Annotated in this window: 17 protein-coding genes; 6 read left to right on the top strand and 11 right to left on the bottom strand. The window is 72.7% G+C overall.

Annotated elements, in window-relative coordinates:
- Positions 1–139 precede the first annotated feature (139 nt).
- From LIU39_RS19460 to crcB (LIU39_RS19415), 10 genes are all read right to left on the bottom strand, one after another.
- Positions 140–1,279, bottom strand: a complete 1,140-nt coding sequence (locus LIU39_RS19460) for a zinc-binding dehydrogenase (RefSeq protein WP_227048033.1) — start codon at positions 1,277–1,279, stop codon at positions 140–142.
- Positions 1,276–1,578 carry a putative quinol monooxygenase gene (locus LIU39_RS19455; protein ID WP_227048032.1) on the bottom strand — a complete coding sequence of 101 codons (303 nt, stop codon included), beginning with the start codon at positions 1,576–1,578 and terminating at the stop codon, positions 1,276–1,278. Before LIU39_RS19455 ends, LIU39_RS19460 begins: the two co-directional genes overlap by 4 nt.
- A 5-nt stretch (positions 1,579–1,583) precedes the next feature.
- The gene (locus LIU39_RS19450; protein WP_227048031.1) at positions 1,584–2,240 is read right to left on the bottom strand and encodes a glycerol-3-phosphate responsive antiterminator; all 657 of its coding nucleotides are present in this window, start codon (positions 2,238–2,240) and stop codon (positions 1,584–1,586) included.
- A 42-nt stretch (positions 2,241–2,282) separates the two neighbouring features.
- Positions 2,283–3,836, bottom strand: a complete 1,554-nt coding sequence (locus LIU39_RS19445) for an FAD-binding oxidoreductase (RefSeq protein WP_227048030.1) — start codon at positions 3,834–3,836, stop codon at positions 2,283–2,285.
- Positions 3,833–5,506 carry a glycerol-3-phosphate dehydrogenase/oxidase gene (locus LIU39_RS19440; protein ID WP_227048029.1) on the bottom strand — a complete coding sequence of 558 codons (1,674 nt, stop codon included), beginning with the start codon at positions 5,504–5,506 and terminating at the stop codon, positions 3,833–3,835. Before LIU39_RS19440 ends, LIU39_RS19445 begins: the two co-directional genes overlap by 4 nt.
- Positions 5,507–5,580: 74 nt before the next feature.
- Positions 5,581–7,143, bottom strand: a complete 1,563-nt coding sequence (locus LIU39_RS19435; protein WP_227048028.1) for an FGGY family carbohydrate kinase — start codon at positions 7,141–7,143, stop codon at positions 5,581–5,583.
- Positions 7,144–7,222: 79 nt separating this feature from the next.
- Positions 7,223–8,662 carry an MFS transporter gene (locus LIU39_RS19430; protein ID WP_227048027.1) on the bottom strand — a complete coding sequence of 480 codons (1,440 nt, stop codon included), beginning with the start codon at positions 8,660–8,662 and terminating at the stop codon, positions 7,223–7,225.
- 248 nt (positions 8,663–8,910) lie between these two features.
- On the bottom strand, positions 8,911–9,288 hold the full coding sequence (crcB, locus tag LIU39_RS19425) for a fluoride efflux transporter CrcB (RefSeq protein WP_227048026.1): 378 nt from the start codon (positions 9,286–9,288) through the stop codon (positions 8,911–8,913).
- Positions 9,285–9,629 carry a DUF190 domain-containing protein gene (locus LIU39_RS19420; RefSeq protein WP_227048025.1) on the bottom strand — a complete coding sequence of 115 codons (345 nt, stop codon included), beginning with the start codon at positions 9,627–9,629 and terminating at the stop codon, positions 9,285–9,287. Before LIU39_RS19420 ends, crcB (LIU39_RS19425) begins: the two co-directional genes overlap by 4 nt.
- Positions 9,626–10,087, bottom strand: coding sequence for a fluoride efflux transporter CrcB (gene crcB / locus LIU39_RS19415; protein ID WP_264483002.1), 462 nt, complete (start codon positions 10,085–10,087; stop codon positions 9,626–9,628). Before crcB (LIU39_RS19415) ends, LIU39_RS19420 begins: the two co-directional genes overlap by 4 nt.
- Before the next feature lie 336 nt (positions 10,088–10,423).
- Between crcB (LIU39_RS19415) and LIU39_RS19410 the strand changes: the two genes are divergently transcribed.
- The 4 genes from LIU39_RS19410 (at position 10,424) to LIU39_RS19395 (ending at position 14,001) form a co-directional block, all read left to right on the top strand.
- A complete protein-coding gene (locus LIU39_RS19410) occupies positions 10,424–11,578 on the top strand; it encodes a DUF993 family protein (protein ID WP_227048024.1) in 1,155 nt (384 codons plus the stop codon).
- Positions 11,579–11,583: 5 nt separating this feature from the next.
- Complete coding sequence (locus LIU39_RS19405) at positions 11,584–12,393, top strand: sugar phosphate isomerase/epimerase family protein (RefSeq protein ID WP_227048023.1); 810 nt, start codon at positions 11,584–11,586, stop codon at positions 12,391–12,393.
- A 75-nt stretch (positions 12,394–12,468) separates the two neighbouring features.
- On the top strand, positions 12,469–13,182 hold the full coding sequence (locus LIU39_RS19400) for a M24 family metallopeptidase (RefSeq protein ID WP_227048022.1): 714 nt from the start codon (positions 12,469–12,471) through the stop codon (positions 13,180–13,182).
- An 81-nt stretch (positions 13,183–13,263) separates the two neighbouring features.
- On the top strand, positions 13,264–14,001 hold the full coding sequence (locus LIU39_RS19395; RefSeq protein WP_227048021.1) for a Clp protease N-terminal domain-containing protein: 738 nt from the start codon (positions 13,264–13,266) through the stop codon (positions 13,999–14,001).
- Positions 14,002–14,052: 51 nt separating this feature from the next.
- Here LIU39_RS19395 and LIU39_RS19390 read toward each other — a convergent pair whose 3' ends face one another.
- Positions 14,053–14,592, bottom strand: a complete 540-nt coding sequence (locus LIU39_RS19390; protein WP_227048020.1) for a MarR family winged helix-turn-helix transcriptional regulator — start codon at positions 14,590–14,592, stop codon at positions 14,053–14,055.
- A gap of 255 nt (positions 14,593–14,847) precedes the next feature.
- On the opposite strand from LIU39_RS19390, the gene LIU39_RS19385 reads away from it, so the two are divergent.
- Both LIU39_RS19385 and hpaB read left to right on the top strand, forming a co-directional pair.
- Positions 14,848–15,357: a flavin reductase family protein gene (locus LIU39_RS19385; protein WP_227048019.1), complete on the top strand. Its 510-nt coding sequence runs from the start codon at positions 14,848–14,850 to the stop codon at positions 15,355–15,357.
- Positions 15,358–15,388: 31 nt separating this feature from the next.
- Entirely contained in the window at positions 15,389–16,840 is a 1,452-nt protein-coding gene (hpaB, locus tag LIU39_RS19380; protein WP_227048018.1) for a 4-hydroxyphenylacetate 3-monooxygenase, oxygenase component, read from the top strand.
- The last annotated feature ends 33 nt before the right edge of the window (positions 16,841–16,873 follow it).

Raw genomic sequence — 16,873 nt, 5'->3', positions numbered from 1 at the left:
GGGCGTCGCGCAGCCGGACATCCGCACACCCTCGACGTGCTCACCCTGCGGTGTGCGGACGTAACACCGGGTGCCACCGGGTGCCACCGGGTGCCACCAGCACGACGGTGGCACCCCACCCCGGCGCCCGCCCCTCCGATCAGCCCCCCAGCATCCCCGACGTATCGAGGACCTGGCGTATCGCACGGCCCGATGCGAGTTCTTCCAGGGCCTCGTTGATGTCCGTCAACGGCAGGGTGCCGGTGTGCATTTCCTCCACCGGCATCAGGCCGGCCCGCCACAGGTCGAGGAATCGCGGGATGTCGCGGCGCGGCACCGCGTCGCCCATGTACGAGCCCAGCAGGGACTTGCCCTCGCCCGCGAAGGCCAGGGCCGGGACCTCAAGGACCCGGTCGGGAGCGGGCAGGCCGACCGAGACGACCCGGCCGCCGCGGGCCACCGCCGCCAAACACGCGGCCATCACCTTGGGGCTGCCCACCGCCTCCACCGCCAACTCGGCTCCGCCGGAGGTGAGTTCACGGACGGCCTCGGTGGCGTCGGCAGGGTCGTAGGCGTGGGTCGCACCCAGTCGCAGGGCCAGGGCTCGCTTTTCGGGCACCGGGTCCACGGCGATGACGGGGTACGCCCCGGCCGCGCGGGCGCCGAGCACCGCGGAGAGGCCCACGCCGCCCAGGCCGTACACCACCGTCGCCTGGCCGGGGCGGAGCGCCGCCGTGTTGATGACGGCGCCGGCGCCCGTCAGGACCGCGCAGCCGAACATCGAGGCCACCGAGAAGGGGACGTCCCGCGGGATCGGGACCATCGACTCCTGTGCCACCACCGCGTATTCGGAGAAGGCGGAGACGCCCAGCTGGTGGTGGACCCGCTCGCCGGCGGCGTCGGTGAGCAGCGAGGGGCCGTGCAGCAGGGCTCCGCTGCCGTTCGCCGCTGCCGCCTGCCCGCAGAGCGCCGGCCTGCCCTCCGCGCAGTGCCGGCAGAAGCCGCAGCTGGGGACGAAGACCAGGGCCACATGGTCACCCGGCGCGACCCGGCCGACGCCGGGTCCGGTCTCCTCGACCACCCCCACCGCTTCGTGGCCGAGCGCCATGGGCAGCGGGCGCACCCGGTCGCCGTTGACCACCGAGAGGTCCGAGTGGCAGAGGGACGCGGCGGCGATACGGACCAGGACCTCGCCCTCCCGGGGCGCGCCGAGGTCGAGTTCTTCCACCTCGGCGGGGCGGCTGCCGGTGTAGGGGCGGGCGGTCGAGGTGCCGCGGAGCACCACCGCGCGGGTCTTCACCCGGCCACCTCCGCACGCGGTGCGCAGCGCAGGACGTCGCGGCTCTCCAGCAGCGGTACGACCTTGCCGAGGACGATCTCCTGGAAGTGCGCGGAGGCGCAGTGTGCGGTGAAGTCGGCCTCGGAGACGTACTCCTCGTACAGCACGACCGCCCGCGGGTCCTCGGTGCCCTGGTGGACGCGGTAGCCGAGGCAGCCGGGCTCCTTGCGGGAGGCAGTGGCCATCTCGTCGAGGAGGGTGAGGACGGTGTGCTCCGCATCCGGCCGGGTGCGGTAGCGGGCTAGGACGACGTAGGTCACTGGGGTCACTCCTGGGGTGGTGCGGGTCTTTTGAGTGCGGACGGCGGGACCGGCGGCAGCTGGTCGCGGCGCAGGTGCCACAGGCGCGGGTCGGATGTGGCAGCGGCGGCCGAGCCGAGGGCCAGCGCCACCGCCACATCCGCGGGCGATTCCACGAAGCCCGCGGCGACCGAGGGGGACATCGCGCGCTGGGCCTGCGCGCTCATCCGGCCGATGATCGGGGCGGGCATGATCTCGACCAGGTCCGGCGCCCCGCGCGAGATCGCGTCGAGGGAGCGGCGCAGGTTGGACCGGTCGGTGACGAACACCTTCATCATGGTCAGCAGGCCGAGCGGGCGGCCCTTCTCTATGAGGGAGAGCCGGGTGCTCACCACACCGTGCGCGCCGAGGTTCTTGAGGAACTCCAGCGCGCCCCGGTCCTGCGCGAGACCGGGGCTGCTGTCGACGTTCACGAACACGGTCTTCCCCGCCCGGCCCAGCGCCGGCACGACCTGGGGCAGCTGCCCCACGGCGAACGACGCGAGGATGCCCACCTTCGCCGGTGCGGTCAGGAACTGCCGCAGCGGCTGGGTGCCGACGACCGACGCGACGACCGGCACCTCGGTGAAGGCCGAGGAGAGCCGGGGGTCGAGTGCGGCGGCGGTCCGGGAGGAGTGGTTCATGGCAAGGGCCTGCCTGGGAGGGAGAGGGCGCGCGCCGCCCGATCAGTGCAGCGGGGGCGTACCGAATCGGCTGGGAAGGCCCAGCTTGCCAGGGTTGAGGATGCCGACCGGGTCCAGGGCCTGCTTCACCGCGACGAAGGTCGCGAAGCCGGCGCCGAGGGATTCCGCCAGGTAGGGGCCGCGCAGCAGTCCGCAGCCGTGGTGGTGGCTGAGCGCCGCCCGGTGCTTGATGAGGACGGCGTTGGCGGCGTCCCAGACCGAGCGGTACCAGTCGCGGCGCGACGCGGGGGCCACGTCGCCGCGCAGCGAGAAGTAGACGCAGGCGCCGTCGGTGTACGCGTGGGACTGGTGGGCCGAGGCCGCCAGGGTGCCGGGGACCGCCTGGATCGCGGCCACCACCTCGTCGTAGATGACCGGCAGGTCGGCCCAGGACGCGGCCATCTCCAGGGTGTCCGCGACGAAGCCGGGCCCTGGGGTGAAGCCGTCCGCCGACTTGCCGACCAGCATCCGCTCGTCCAGCCAGCGCGCGAAGACCGCCTGGCTGTCCAGCTCGGGGCCGTACGCGGCGCACACCTCGGCCGCCACCTTCAGCGACGCGTCCACGATCGCCGGGTCGCCCTCGTCGGCGATCAGCAGCAGGTTGGTCTCCGGGTGGCCGAAGTGGGTGCCCGATTCGAGGGTGTCGTACAGGCGCAGGACGGCCGGGGTGGCGCCGCGCTGCATGATCTCGCGGCAGGCGTCGAGGCCCTGCGCGAAGGTGTCGAAGCCGAAGGCGACGGCGCTCGCGTACTCCGGCAGCGGGTGGACCCGCAGCCGCGCCGAGACGATGACGCCGAGGGTGCCTTCGGAGCCGACGAACAGCTGGCGCAGGTCGGGGCCGACCGCGGCGCGGGCGTAGTCGCCGTAGGTGGCGCGGGTGCCGTCGGCGTGCACGACGTCGACGCCGACGACCATGTCCTCGATCTTGCCGTAGCGGGTGGAGAGCTGGCCCGCGCCGCGGCAGGCGATCCAGCCGCCGACCGTGGAGACGGCGAAGGCGGATGGCCAGTGTCCCGTGGTGACGCCGTACTCCTCCTGGAGCTGCTTCTCGAAGAGGTCGCCGAACATGCCGGCTTCGACGTCGACCACGTTCGAGACGGGGTCGAAGCCGGTGATGCGGTTCAGCGCGCAGACGTCCAGGACGACGCCGCCGAAGACGGGCAGCGCCGCGCCGGTGACGTTGGAGCGGCCGGCGGACGGCGTGACCGGGATGCCGGCCTGGTGGCAGATCCGCAGGACGGCGGCGACCTGGTCGGCGTCGGCGGCCTCGACGATCACGGCGTCGGGCGTCGCGGGGCGGCCCTCGGTCTCGCCGATCATCGATCCGGCCCACCAGTCGCGGGTCCTCGTGACGACCTCGTCGCGGGTGGTGTGCACGGCCTGCGCGGCGCCGCGCAGCGCCTCGATCACCGGCGCGGGCACCTCTACCGGGTCGGCCTGGAGGGCGGCCTCGCCGTCGCCGATCGGGGTGTTCTGCGCCCACTTGGCGCGGCTGGGGGCGCCGATGGTGTAGTTGCCGCGGTTGAAGGGGTGGGTGATGGTCTGACGGCTGATCATGCTGCTGCTCCTTCGAGGAGGACGGTCTTCTCGTGACGGACGGCTTCGAGGTAGGCGGAGACCGATCGGTCCACCTCGGCCTCGGTGAGGTTCAGTTCGCGGCCCAGCAGGGCGCCGACGGCGGCGGCCGCGTCCGCGGACGCGTCCCGGGCGAACAGGCGGGCGCGCAGCCGGCGGGACAGCACGTCGTCGACGGAGCGGGCCATCTCGGCGCGGGCCGCGTAGACGACCTCGGCCTTGGTGTACGGCAGTCCCGCGACGATCGGCTCGGCCAGCGCGGGGTCGTCGGCGATCAGGTCGCCGACGAAGCGGGCCTCGGTGCCGTAGCGCTCGCCCAGGTGCGCGGCGATGCCGCCGGACGCGGCGACCGCTTCGGCGTCGTAGCCCGCGCCGCCGAGCAGCGGGAGCTTGGCGGTGCGGCTCGCGCCCTTGCGGTCCAGGACCGTCATCACCTTGTCGATGACCAGTTCGCCCATGTGCCGGCTGGTGGTGAGCTTGCCGCCGGTCACCGTCACCATGCCGGTGGCGCCGACGGTGATGTGATGGTCGCGGCGCATGTCGAGGGTGGCGCCCTCCTTGCCGCCGACCAGCGGGCGCAGCCCGCCGATGGAGCCGACCACGTCGTCCGGGGTGAGCCTGCCCTCGAAGGCGGTGTTGGCGCCCTCCAGAAGGAAGTTCATCTCCTCGCGGGTGCAGTGCACGTCGTCGACGGAGCCCTGGTAGTCCTCGTCGGTGGTGCCCAGGACCACGCTGTTGCCCCAGCGGGTGCAGGTGGCGCGGCGGGCCCGGCCGGGGATCGGCACGGTGACCGTGCAGTTGATCCGCACCTTGTCCCACGGCACCACGATGTGGACGCCCTTGGCGGGGCGGACCTGCGGCCGGTGCCCTTCGTCGGCCATCGCGTCGACCTGGTCGGCCCACACGCCGGTGGCGTTGACGACCGCGCGGGCCCGGACGTCGATGTGGTCGCCGTCGGCGGTGATCCGGGCGCCGGCCGCCTTGCCGTTGTGCACCAGCAGGGCCTCGGCCGCGGCGCCGTTGAGCACCGTCGCGCCGAGCGCGGCCGCGGTCCGTACGAGGGTGAGGACCAGCCGGGCGTCGTCGGTGCGGGCGTCGAAGTACATCAGCCCGCCCTTGAGGTTCTCGGCGCGCAGCGTCGGCGCCTGTGCGAGGACCTCGGGGACGGTAAGGCGCTGGTGCAGCTTGCCGATCCGCCAGCCACCGACCAGGTCGTACGTCCACAGCAGGCCCTCGAAGCCCTTGGCGAGGCGGGCGTCGAAGATGCCCTCCTTCTCCAGGATCGGGAAGAGGAACGGCAGCCGGTGCACCAGGTGCGGGGCGTTCTTGCGGAAGCGGTGGCGCTCCAGGAGCGAGTGGCGCACGAGGTTGACGTTGCCCTGCTCGATGTAACGCAGGCCGCCGTGCACCATCTTGGAGGACTTCGACGACGTGCCGGAGGCGAAGTCGTCCTTCTCGACGAGGGCCGCGCGCAGGCCGCGCGCCGCGGCGTCGAGTACGGCGTACGCCCCGGTGATGCCGCCGCCGATCACGACCACGTCGTAGGTGTCGTCGGCCAGCCGGCGCTTGGTCGCCGCGCGGTCGAGCAGCAGGGGCGTCCTGCGGGTCGCCGCGGCGCGGCGCCGCGGCGTCCGGGCGGGCATGGTGATCACAACATCAACTCCTGGTGTTTCGGTGCGACGGCCGCGCGGTCGGGTCCGGGCCGTCCGTGTGACGGAACGGGCCGTCAGTGGGGGGTGTGCGGTGGTTCGGGTTGCCGTGCGGGGTCCTTGAGGTGCGCCGCCAACAGGTCGCGCCAGTCGGCCCGTTGGGCGGTCCGCTCCCGCGCGTCGATCGACGGCTCGAAGATCCGGCCGTGCGGCTGCGCCTCGACGGCCTCTTCGAGCGAGGACCACAGGCCCTGGGCGACACCGGCCAGGTAGGCGGTGCCGCGCAGGCTCGCGGTGGCGGAGTCGGCGACGCGTTCCAGCGGCAGTCCTGTCAGGTCGGCCTGGATCTGCATCAGCGGGTCGCTGCCGGAGACGCCGCCGCCGATCCGGAGTCGGGTGAAGGGCGCGCCCATGGTGTCGGCGACCCCGTCGATCAGGTCGCACACCGAGTGGGCGATCCCGTCGAGTACGGCGCGGGCCAGGTCGGCGCGGGTGGTGGCGAGGGTGAGTCCGGTGAGGGCGGCGGTGGCCTCCGGGTGCCAGACCGGCGTACGGACCCCGGCCAGCGCCGGGACGAAGCGCGGGGTGCGGCCCGGCCTGGTGGGTACCCGGCCCGCTTCCTCGCCCAGTTCCTTCGGCGAGGCGAACAGGCCCAGGTCGTCGCAGAGCCAGCGCAGTGCGGAGCCCGCCGTGGAGGTGTACGCCTCCAGGCTGTAGTGGCTGACGTCGCCCTGCCGCCTGCCGGGCTGGGCGAGCACCCCGGTGATGTCGGGCCGCGGCAGGGCGGGGGTGGTGCCGGTCGCGGCGTCGACGAAGGCGCCGGTTCCGTACATGCACATGCCCTGGCCCGCGGCGAGGCCGCCGAGTGCGATCAGGGCGGCGTGCTGGTCGCCCATGGAGGCGGCCAGCGGGACGCGGATGCCGAGCGCGTCCGGGTCGGTGGTGCCGAATCCGCCGTCGTCGGAGCGGAGTTCGGGCAACAGGTCGAGGGGGAAGCCGAGGCGGCCGATCCACTCCTCGTCCCAGGCGTGCCGGCTGAGCAGGTAGCCGCCGGTGGAGGCGGCGTTGGTGGGGGTGGTGGCGTGCACGGCGCCGCCGGTGAGGCGCCAGATCAGCCAGGTGTCGACGGTGCCGAAGACCAGCCGGCCCGCGCGGTGTGCGGCGGCCACCTCGGGGTGCGCGGCGATCTGCCGGGCAGCCCAGAGGAACGGGGCGCGGGCGCCGACCGGGCGTCCCTGGCGGGCCAGCAGGACGGCGTCCCACTGCGCTTCGTAGGCGGTGAGTTCCTGCGCGTACCGGCGGTCCTGCCACACCACGGCGGGCAGCAGCGGCCGCCCGGTGACCTTGTCCCACAGCATCGCGGTGGCCCGCTGGGTGGAGAGGGCGGCCGCGGCGATCTCGATGCCGTCCTCGCGGGCGCGGGCGACGGCGCGCCGGGCGACGTCCAGGGTGGCCGTCCAGATCTCCATCGGGTCCTGCTCGACGGAGCGGTCGTCCGGATGGCTGACCTCGATCGCACGGTAGAACACCTCGGGGGCGGCGCCGGAGTCGAGGACGACGCCGGCCCTGGTGCCCGTGGTGCCCTCGTCGATGGCCAGCACACCGCGCCGTGCGGCGGCGCCGGGGAACGTCTGCGTCATGGCAGCCCTTTCATTGCGAGCATCACGAGCTGTACGGAGGAGGGGGACCATCGTGGGGTGCGGCGGGCGGCGCGGCCGGTCAGCGCGCGGCGGCGGTGGGCGCGGCGTGCGGTGCGCCGCCGTCGGCCGGGTCCGCCGCCTCGTCGGGGGACGCCCCGCCCTTCGTCGGATCCCACGTGATCGCCAGGCAGACGAGGAGGCCGAGCAGCGGGACGACGGAGAGCACCAGGAAGGTGTCGGCGAGGCCCAGCGCGTCCTTGATCTGCGGGAAGACGTACAGCCCTACGACGCTGCCGAAGCTGCCGACCATCCCGGTGACGCCGGTGCCCAGGGCGCGCACGTCGCTGCTGTACGAGAGCGCGGCGATGGACTTGCCGTTGGCGCCGGGGCCCGCGGCGTGGCAGAGGATGAACAGCACCGGCAGCAGGAACGCGACGGCCAGCGGGGCCTTCCCGAAGGTCAGCCCCATCGCGACGAGGGCGACGAAGACCCCGGCGAATCCGGCCGCGGAGCTGAGCCGCAGGCCGAGGCGGCGGCCGACGTACGCGGAGAGCAGTCCGCCGGCGATGCCGAAGGCGTTGAACACCATCGAGCCGACGGTCGCCTTCTCGAAGCTCTCACCGAAGATCGACAGGCTGATCAGCGGGAGGTACCAGCCGACCGCGAAGTACTGCATGGACTGGCCGAGCGAGATGACGGACGAGAGGACGGTGCGCGGCAGGTAGGCGCCCTTGAAGAGGAGCCCGGCCTGGCGCAGTCCGATCGCCGGCGCGGCGGCCGCGGCGAGGGTGGCCTCGTCGGGCGCACCGGCGACGGCCTTGATCCGGTAGACCGTGTCCAGGTTGCGGACCGCCTCGTCCAGGCGGCCCTTGCTCGCCAGCCAGGTGGGGCTCTCGGCCAGCATCAGCCACTGGAAGAGCAGCAGCAGAGCGGCGACCACGCCTGCCGAGCCGACCGACCAGCGCCAGATGTCCGCGCCGGCGTCGAGGTGGAAGAAGACCAGGGCGAGCGCGAGGTTGCTGGTGGTGGCGACGTACCAGACGGCCTGCCAGAGGTTCAGCCGGCCGCTCATCTTGGCCGGGGTGTACTCGGCGAGCAGAGCCATGGCGACGGCGAAGTCGATGCCGTAGGCGATGCCGACCAGGACCCGGCCCAGCCAGACGACGGTGAAGTCACCGGCGAACGCGGCGAGCAGGGCGCCCGCGATGGCGAAGACCTTCGCGATCAGCAGCGGGGGGACGCGGCCGATGCGGGTGGCGAGCCAGCCGCCGACCGGGTTGAAGAGGATCGCCAGGGCCGGGGCGGTGGCCGTGAGGATCGAGACCTGGGTGCTGGACAGCTCCATCTGGGCCGTCATCGGGCCGAGACCCGCGCTCAGCGCGGCGTTCGAGTACGCGTCGAGGAACAGCCCGCCGAATACGAGGAACCAGATGATCTGCGCCCGGCCGGTGATCTTTCCCAGCCCATCGATGAGCGCAACGACGTCGGCGACGCCTTTGACGCTCGGACGTTGTGCCATGAATCCGCCTTCGGGAAGGACCCGTCGGCGGTGTGGGGGCACAAAAAACAGGCACGACAAAACCACCGACAGGTGGTCTGTGTCTGTGCCTGTCAAAACACTGCGGAAAGCGCCGCAGCACGTGAACTGCAAAGTACGAACTACGCAGTGAGGTTAAGAACGGGTCAGGAGAAACGTCAAGGGTTTCCGGCAGGTTACCCAAACGTGACGGGGGTGCTGCCGTGGCCTGCGGGACGCCTGGGCCGTGCTCAGCCTGCCCACAGGGCCCCGGCCAGCGCGGCACCGCCGAAGGCCGCGCCGAGCCCCGCCACCAGGCTCGCCGCGACGTTGGCCACGGCGAAGAAGCGGGCGCCGTCCCCGGCCAGCCGCAGCGTCTCGTACGAGAACGTCGAGTACGTGGTCAGCGCCCCGCAGAGGCCGGTGCCGAGCAGCAGCTGGACCTGCGAGGACGCGGCACCGTGCGCGACCGCGCCGGTGAGCAGGCCCAGCGCGAGGCAGCCGATGACGTTGACGGTGAAGGTGCCCCAGGGGAACAGGGTGTCGTGCCTGCGTTGCACCGTGCGGTCGGTGAGGTAGCGCAGCGGGGCGCCGACCGCCGCGCCGATGATGACCAGCAGCCAGTTCACTGCGCCTCCTTGTCGCGGGTGTAGCGGATGGTCTCGACGGCGTCGATGACCACCAGGCCGTCGCCGAGCACCTCGTCGAGGGAGGGCAGGAAGGCGCGGATCCGCTCCTCGCTGTCGACGAGGACCACGGCGACCGGCAGGTCCTCGCTCAGCGAGAGCAGCCTGGTCGTGTGGATCAGGGCGGAGCCGCCGAAGCCTTCGATGCCGCGGAAGACGGACGCGCCGGCCAGCCTCGCGGCGTGCGCGCGGTGCACGATCTCGGTGAAGACGGGCTTGTGGTGCCAGGTGTCGCTCTCGCCGACGAAAACCGTCGCGCGCAGGGCCGGTCCTGTGGTCTTCACTGCTGCCTCCACTCCACGACGCGGCGGGTGAGCGTGGCCGCGGTCCACACCGACGCCAGGGCGGCGACGAGGGTGAGCGCCAGGTAGGCGAGGCCGGTGGTGGCCCGCCCGTGCGCCAGCAGGCGCTGGATGTCGACGGCGTAGGTGGAGAACGTGGTGAAGCCGCCGAGCACGCCCGTGCCGAAGAACGGGCGGACCAGGCGGTGGGCTGCCCATACGTCGCTGATCAGCACCATGAACACGCCGATGACGGCGCAGCCCACGACGTTGACCACGAGGGTGGTCCAGGGGAACGTGCCGACGGCGGTGGGCCAGAGCAGCGAGGCGCCGTACCGGGCGCTCGCCCCGATCGTGCCGCCGAGTGCCACCACCGCAAGTACCGCGCGCTGCCCGTGCGGGGTCTCCCGCCGCACGGGCACACGGAGATCCACATCGGGATCGGTGGGTTCGTTCGCCAAGGGAATCCGGGCCTTCACCACGTGTCTCTCCTACTCGCCCGTGCACCCGGGTGCGGGCGCGCCTGATCGCAAGTAGGGACCGTTGGCGGCATCCTCGCCGCGGTTCGGGTACGGCGGGCCCCACCGCCGCGCGGCGCCCGTGGGACACCGCAGTGATCAGGATACCGCCGACGCCCGGTACCGTCCCCGGGGCCCGCGCCGCACGGCCGCCGGGCCGCGTCCCCGCCACACGGGCGCTGCCCGCCCCCTCGGGCGCGGGCCGGTACGTCCCTATGATGCGGCTGCCGCCTCTGGCCCCGCGGGCATCCCGCCGGCACCCGCCCAGGAGGAATCGTCATGACCGTCAGCGTCCAGCTCCCCCGGCCCGATGGATCGACGTACCGCCGGCGGCTGCGCGCCCCGGCCGCCGTACCGCTCAGCGGTCCCGCCCCCGCCACCCGCAAGGCGTACGCGGCGGCCCATGTCGTCGCCGACCCGCTGCGGGCGTGCGCCGCCGGAGGGGCCGTCGACTGGGAGGCGACCCTGGCCGTCCGCCGCCGGCTGTGGCGCCTGGGGCTGGGGGTGGCCGAGGCCATGGACACCGCCCAGCGCGGCATGGGCCTGCCCGCCGATGCCGTCGGCGAGCTGACCGCCCGTACGCTGGCGGCCGCGGCGGAGGTGGGCGGCGAGGTGGTCGTCGGCGTGGCGACCGATCAACTGCCCGCGGGGGACGCCACGTTGGATGCGGTGTGCGGCGCGTACATCGAGCAGCTGGAGGGGGTGCAGCGGCTCGGCGGGCGCGCCGTGCTGATGGCCAGCAGGCAGCTGGCGGCGAGCGCCCGCGGCCCGCGGGACTATCTGGACGTGTACCGGCGGCTGCTCGAACACAGCGAGCGGCCCGTCGTGCTGCACTGGCTGGGCGAGGCGTTCGACCCGCGGCTGCGCGGCTACTGGGGCAGTCCGGACATCGACGTGGCCCAGCGCACGGTGCGGGAGCTGATCGAGCGGCATGCCGACCGGATCGACGGCATCAAGGTCTCGCTGCTGGACGCGGCCCGCGAGGTGGCACTGCGCCGCCAACTGCCGGCGGGGGTACGCCTGTACACCGGCGACGACCTGCACTACGTCGACCTGATCGAGGGCGATGCGCACGGTCACAGCGACGCGCTGCTGGGCGCCTTCGGCGTGCTCGCGCCGCATGCCGCGGAGGCGCTGCGGCGGCTCGGCACCGGCGACCGGGCCGGCTACCGCGCGCTCCTCGCCCCCACCCTGCCGCTGAGCCGGAAGCTCTTCGAGGCCCCGACGTACCACTACAAGACCGGCGTGACGTGGCTGGCGTATCTGTCAGGGCTCCAGCCGCACTTCCGGATGCTCGGCGGCCTTGAGTCGGCCCGTGACGTCCTGCATCTGGTGGCGCTCGCGGAACGGGCCGACGACATCGGGCTGTTGCCCGAACCGGAGCTCGCGGCGGAGCGGCTGTCCGGCTATCTGCGGCTGCACGGGATCGGGTGAGCGCGATGGAGCTGAGCCGTTGCAGCATCAATTCGATCACCGTGCGCGCCCTCGGCCTGCCCGCGCTGCTGCGCGAGGCGGGGCGGCTGGGGGTCGCGGGGGTCGCGCCGTGGCGGGAGCTGATCGCGCCGTACGGGGCGGCGGCCGCGGGGCGGATGATCGCGGACGCCGGGCTCGGCGTCTCCGGCCTGTGCCGCGGCGGCATGTTCACCGCGTCCACCGCCGCGGGCCGGCGCGCGGCGGTGGCGGACAACCTGCGGGCGATCGACGAGGCGCGGGCGCTGGGCGCGGACGTCCTGGTGCTGGTGTGCGGCCCGGTGACCGGCCGGGATCCGGGCGGTTCGCGGACCATGATCCGGGACGGCATCGAGGCAGTGCTCGACCATGCGCGGGCGGCCGGGGTACGGCTCGGTGTGGAGCCGCTGCATCCGATGATGGCGGCCGACCGCTCGGCGGTCACGTCCCTGCGGGAGGCCAACGCGCTGCGGCAGGCGATCGGGGATCCGCAGCTCGGGGTGATCGTCGACGCGTATCACGTGTGGTGGGAGCACGACCTGGAAGCGCAGATCGCCGCCGCCGCGGGCCACCTGCTCGGCTTCCACGTGTCCGACTGGGTGACGCCCATCGAGGGACAGCTCTCCAGCCGCGGCATGCCGGGTGACGGCTGCATCGATCTGCGGCGGATGCGCGCCTGTGTGGAGGGGGCCGGCTTCCGGGGGCTCGCGGAGGTGGAGATCCTCAGCGACCGGTGGTGGGCCGAGGAGCCGCGCGCCGTCCTCGACCTGGCCACGGAGCGGTTCCGGGACGTGGTGTGAGGCGCGGCCCGTGGGGCGGTCCCATCGGCCGGAATCCGCTGTGCCGGGCCTCCGCGGCTCTCTACCCTGAGCCGCATGACAGATGAACCCGCGCGTGCGGCAGCGCTGTTGAAGGCCCAGGCCGACGCAGCCGCCCTGTTCGGCGAGGTGGAGCGGCGGGGCCTGGTCGCGCCTGGCCGGGGCGAGCGGGCCGTGAGTGACGCGGTCCGCGACCTGGCGTACGAGATGTTCGGCGTCCGCCGCTTCTGGCACAAGCGGATCGTCCGGGCCGGGCCGAACACCCTGCACCCCTACCGGGAGAACCCGCCGGACCGGGTCATCGCCGAGGACGACATCGTGTTCTGCGACTTCGGCCCGCTCTTCGCGGAGTGGGAGGCCGATTTCGGACGCACCTTCGTGCTCGGCGACGATCCCGTCAAGCACCGGCTGCGGGACGACCTGCCGAGGCTCTTCGCGGCGGGCCGCAGGTACTTCGCCGCCCACCCGGAGGTGACGGGTGAGGAGTTGTACGCGGAGGCCGTGCGGCTGGCCCGGGAGGCCGGCTGGGAATTCGGCGGCCCGCACTCGGGGCACCTGGTGGGCGAGTTCCCGCACGAGAAGGTGGACGGCGCGGAGATCGACTCGTACATCGCCCCAGGCAGCTCTCGTCCGATGCGGCGCGCCGACGGGTCCGGGCGGCGCTGCCACTGGATCTTGGAGATCCACTTGGTCGACCGGGCGCGCGGCTTCGGCGGATTCCACGAGGAGTTGCTGGATCTCGGCCACGAGGAGGCGCCGGCCGACGGCTGATCCGGGGTGTGCGGCGGCGCCGCACCATTCCGCCGTCAACCGTGGGTTGACGCACCGCATGTGTCAACTTACGGTTGACGCATGGTGGATCCCGAACGCATGACACACCCGGTCCGGCTCGACGATCTGATCGAAGCCATCAAAAAGGTGCACACCGACGCCCTCGACCAGCTCTCCGACGCCGTCGTCGCCGCAGATCACCTCGGTGAGGTCGCCGACCACCTCATCGGCCACTTCGTCGACCAGGCACGGCGCTCGGGCGCCTCCTGGACCGACATCGGCCGGAGCATGGGCGTCACCCGGCAGGCGGCGCAGAAGCGGTTCGTCACCAAGGAGTCCGGGGAGGCGGACCTCGACCCCCGGCAGGGATTCAGCCGCTTCACCGAGCGGGCGAAGAACGTCGCGGTGGCGTCGCAGAGCGAAGCCCGCGCGGCCGGCAACGACAAGATCAGGCCCGAGCACCTCGTACTCGGCCTGCTGCACGAGCCGGACGGGGTCGCCGCCGGCGCGATCGTCGCGCAGGACGTGCCGCTGGAGACCGTCCGGCAGGCCGCGGGCGCGGCGCTGCCGGAGGCGGCCGACGAGCTGCCCGACCTGATCCCGTACAACCCGGCGGCCCAGAAGGCGCTGGAGCTGACGGTCCGTGAGGCCCTGCGGCTGGGCCACAACTACATCGGGACCGAGCACATCCTGCTGGCACTGCTGGAACTGGAGGACGGCACCGGCGTGCTCAGCGGCCTCGGCATCGACAAGGCGCGCGCCGAGGCCCACATCGGCGCGGCCGTCGCCGCCCTGATCGCCGCGCGCCGCCCGAGCTGACCTTCCCGATCACCCGCCGACGGGCCCTCGCGCCCGTCGGCCTCTCGGCGTTCACGCCCGGTGCTTGGCCTCGAAGTGGGTGGAGTGGGCGGTGAGTTTGCCCAGCAGGGAGATCAGGGTCTCCTGTTCGTCCGCGCTCAGGGAGCCCGCCCATTCCCGCTCGCGCTCGTTGTGGGACCGGAACGCACTGGTGATGGCCTGCATGCCGGCCGCGGTGAGCCCGAGGTGCACCGCGCGGCCGTCGTGCGGTGCCCGTTCCTTGGTGACGAGGCCGTCCCGCTCCAGGGTGCCCACCAGCGCGGACACCGCGGCGCGGCTCATTCCGGACAGCTCGGCGACCTTCTTCGCCTCGACCGGTCCGGCGAGCCAGACCGCGAACAGCACCCGGAAGCCGGGCCACGACCAGCCGCGCGGCCGGTGGACGGTGGACTCCAGGTCGTAGACGAGCATGTTCGCGGCGCGGTGCAGGGTGAGCACCAGACGCATGGCGAGCGGATCCACGCCGGGCAGCTCGCGGGTGGCACGCGACACGGCGTGGTCGATGAAGGACCAGAAGTGCAAGTGGTCGTTGTCCGGCTGTTCCTGGGGCACACCGGGAGTGTAGGCCGGGCGCGCCCCGGAGACCTGGCGGGCGGCAGGGCGCACGAGGCGGCGGAAGTTCGTGCGGCGGGGGTTCACAGCATGGGCGTCCAGAGGTAACGTCGCCACTTAATCAAAGCTTTGATCATCTCTTCGGTGCGGTTGCCCCCGGCCCGCCCGCCAGGAGCCACCGCACCGGATCACCTCCCCCAACTCCCCGCGCGGTCCCTCCACTTCACCCGTTTCACAGAACAGGTGTGGACACGTATGCCGGAAACTCTCGCCGCCCCGCCGGGCCCCGGCGCCCTGCGCGCCTGCCTGTCCCGGTTCGCCACCGGAGTCACCGTGGTGACCTTCGCCGACGCCGACGGCGGCCCACGGGGCGCCACCATGAACTCCTTCACGTCCGTGTCGACGGACCCGCCGCTCGTGCTGATCAGCGTCGCCCGACGGGCCCGCAGCCACGACCTGCTGACCGGCCGGCCCTTCTGCGTCAACATCCTCGGCGCCGAACAGGAGCCACTGGCCCGGCAGTTCGCCGGATCCCCGGGTGCCACCGAACCCCGCTGGGTGACCGGCGCCCGCGTGCCCCGTCTCGTGAGCCCGCTCGGCTGGATGGAGTGCGCGCCCTGGCGCGCGTACGACGGCGGCGACCACACCCTCCTCGTCGGCCGCGTCACCGGCATCGGCCACCGCGACGGCGACGCCCTCACCTACGCCTGGAGCCGCTTCGGCACCGCCGCCGAGCCCGCCGACGGCATCGAGCACCTCATCTGACCCGCACCCGCACGTCTTCGAGGAGCACCCCATGCCCGCACGCACCGGCAAGGAATTCCTGGAACGACTGTCCGCCTCCCGTCCCACCGTGCACGTCCAGGGCGAGACCCTCACCGGCGGCATCCAGGAGCACCCCGCCTTCCGCAACGTGGTCCGCACCTACGCCGAGCTGTACGACCTCCAGCACTCCGCCGCGCACAAGGATGTCCTGACCTACCCCTCCCCCACCACGGGCGACCCCGTCGGCACCTCCTTCCTCACCCCGCGGACCCCCGACGACCTGGTCAAGCGCCGTACGGCGTTCAAGGTGTGGGCCGACCACAGCAACGGCATGCTGGGCCGCACCGGCGACTACCTGAACAGCGCGCTGATGGCGCTGGCCTCGGCCGCCGACTGGTTCGCGCAGGCCGGGCCCGCCTTCGGCGAGAACATCCGCCGCTACTACGAGCGGGCCCGCGAAGAGGACCTGCTGTGCACCCACACCCTCATCCCGCCGCAGGTCAACCGCGCGGTCGCGGGCACCCGGCAGGGCGGCGGCAAGCTCGCCGCACGCATCGTCAAGGAGGGCGACAACGGCGTGGTCATCCGCGGCGCGCGGATGCTCGCCACCATCGCGCCGTTCGCCGACGAGCTGCTCGTCCTCCCGTCGACCGTGCTGCGCGGCACCCCGGAGGACACGGCGTACTCGTACGCCTTCGCCATCCCCAGCGACACCAAGGGCCTGCGCTACCTCGCCCGCGAGCCGCTCGACTTCGGCCGGCCGCGCCACGACCACCCGCTGGCCTCGCGTTTCGAGGAGTCCGACTGCGTGGTCGTCTTCGACGACGTGCAGGTGCCCTACGAACGCTGCTTCGCCCTCGGCGACGCCGAACTGTGCAACGGCTTCTACACGCAGACCTCGTCCGTGGTGCACATGACCCACCAGGTCGTCACCCGCACCACCGCCAAGACCGAGTACGTACTCGGCCTGGTCTCGCTGCTGACCGAGGCCATCGGCATCGAGCAGTACCCGCACGTCCAGGAGGACATCGCCGAGATCATCACCACCCTGGAGATGCTCCGCGCCTTCCTGCGGGCCGCCGAAGCCGATGCCGAGATCAACGAACACGGCGTCCTGACCCCGGCCTTCGCCCCGCTCAACGCCGCCCGCAACCTCTACCCCAAGCTCTACCAGCGCTTCCCGCAGATCCTGCGCAAGCTCGGCGCATCCGGCCTGATGGCCACCCCCACCGAGCTGGACCTCACCGGCCCTGCGGCCGCCGACATCGAGACCTACCTCCAGTCCGCGACCCTCACCGGGCCCGACCGCGTGAAGCTCTTCCGGCTGGTCTGGGACACCTGCATCTCGGCCTTCTCCGGCCGCCAGGCGCTGTACGAGTACTACTTCTTCGGCGACCCGGTCCGGATGGCCGGCGCGTACGTGACGTCGTACGACCGCGAGCCGTACAAAGCGAAGGTCCAGACGTTCCTGGAGCGTTCCTGATGGCGCACCCGCTGGGGAACCCCCCGTCGAAGA

The organism is Streptomyces pinistramenti (genome assembly GCF_020564935.1).
Taxonomy (GTDB): domain Bacteria; phylum Actinomycetota; class Actinomycetes; order Streptomycetales; family Streptomycetaceae; genus Streptomyces; species Streptomyces pinistramenti.
This window is presented reverse-complemented; position numbering and strand designations above follow the sequence as displayed.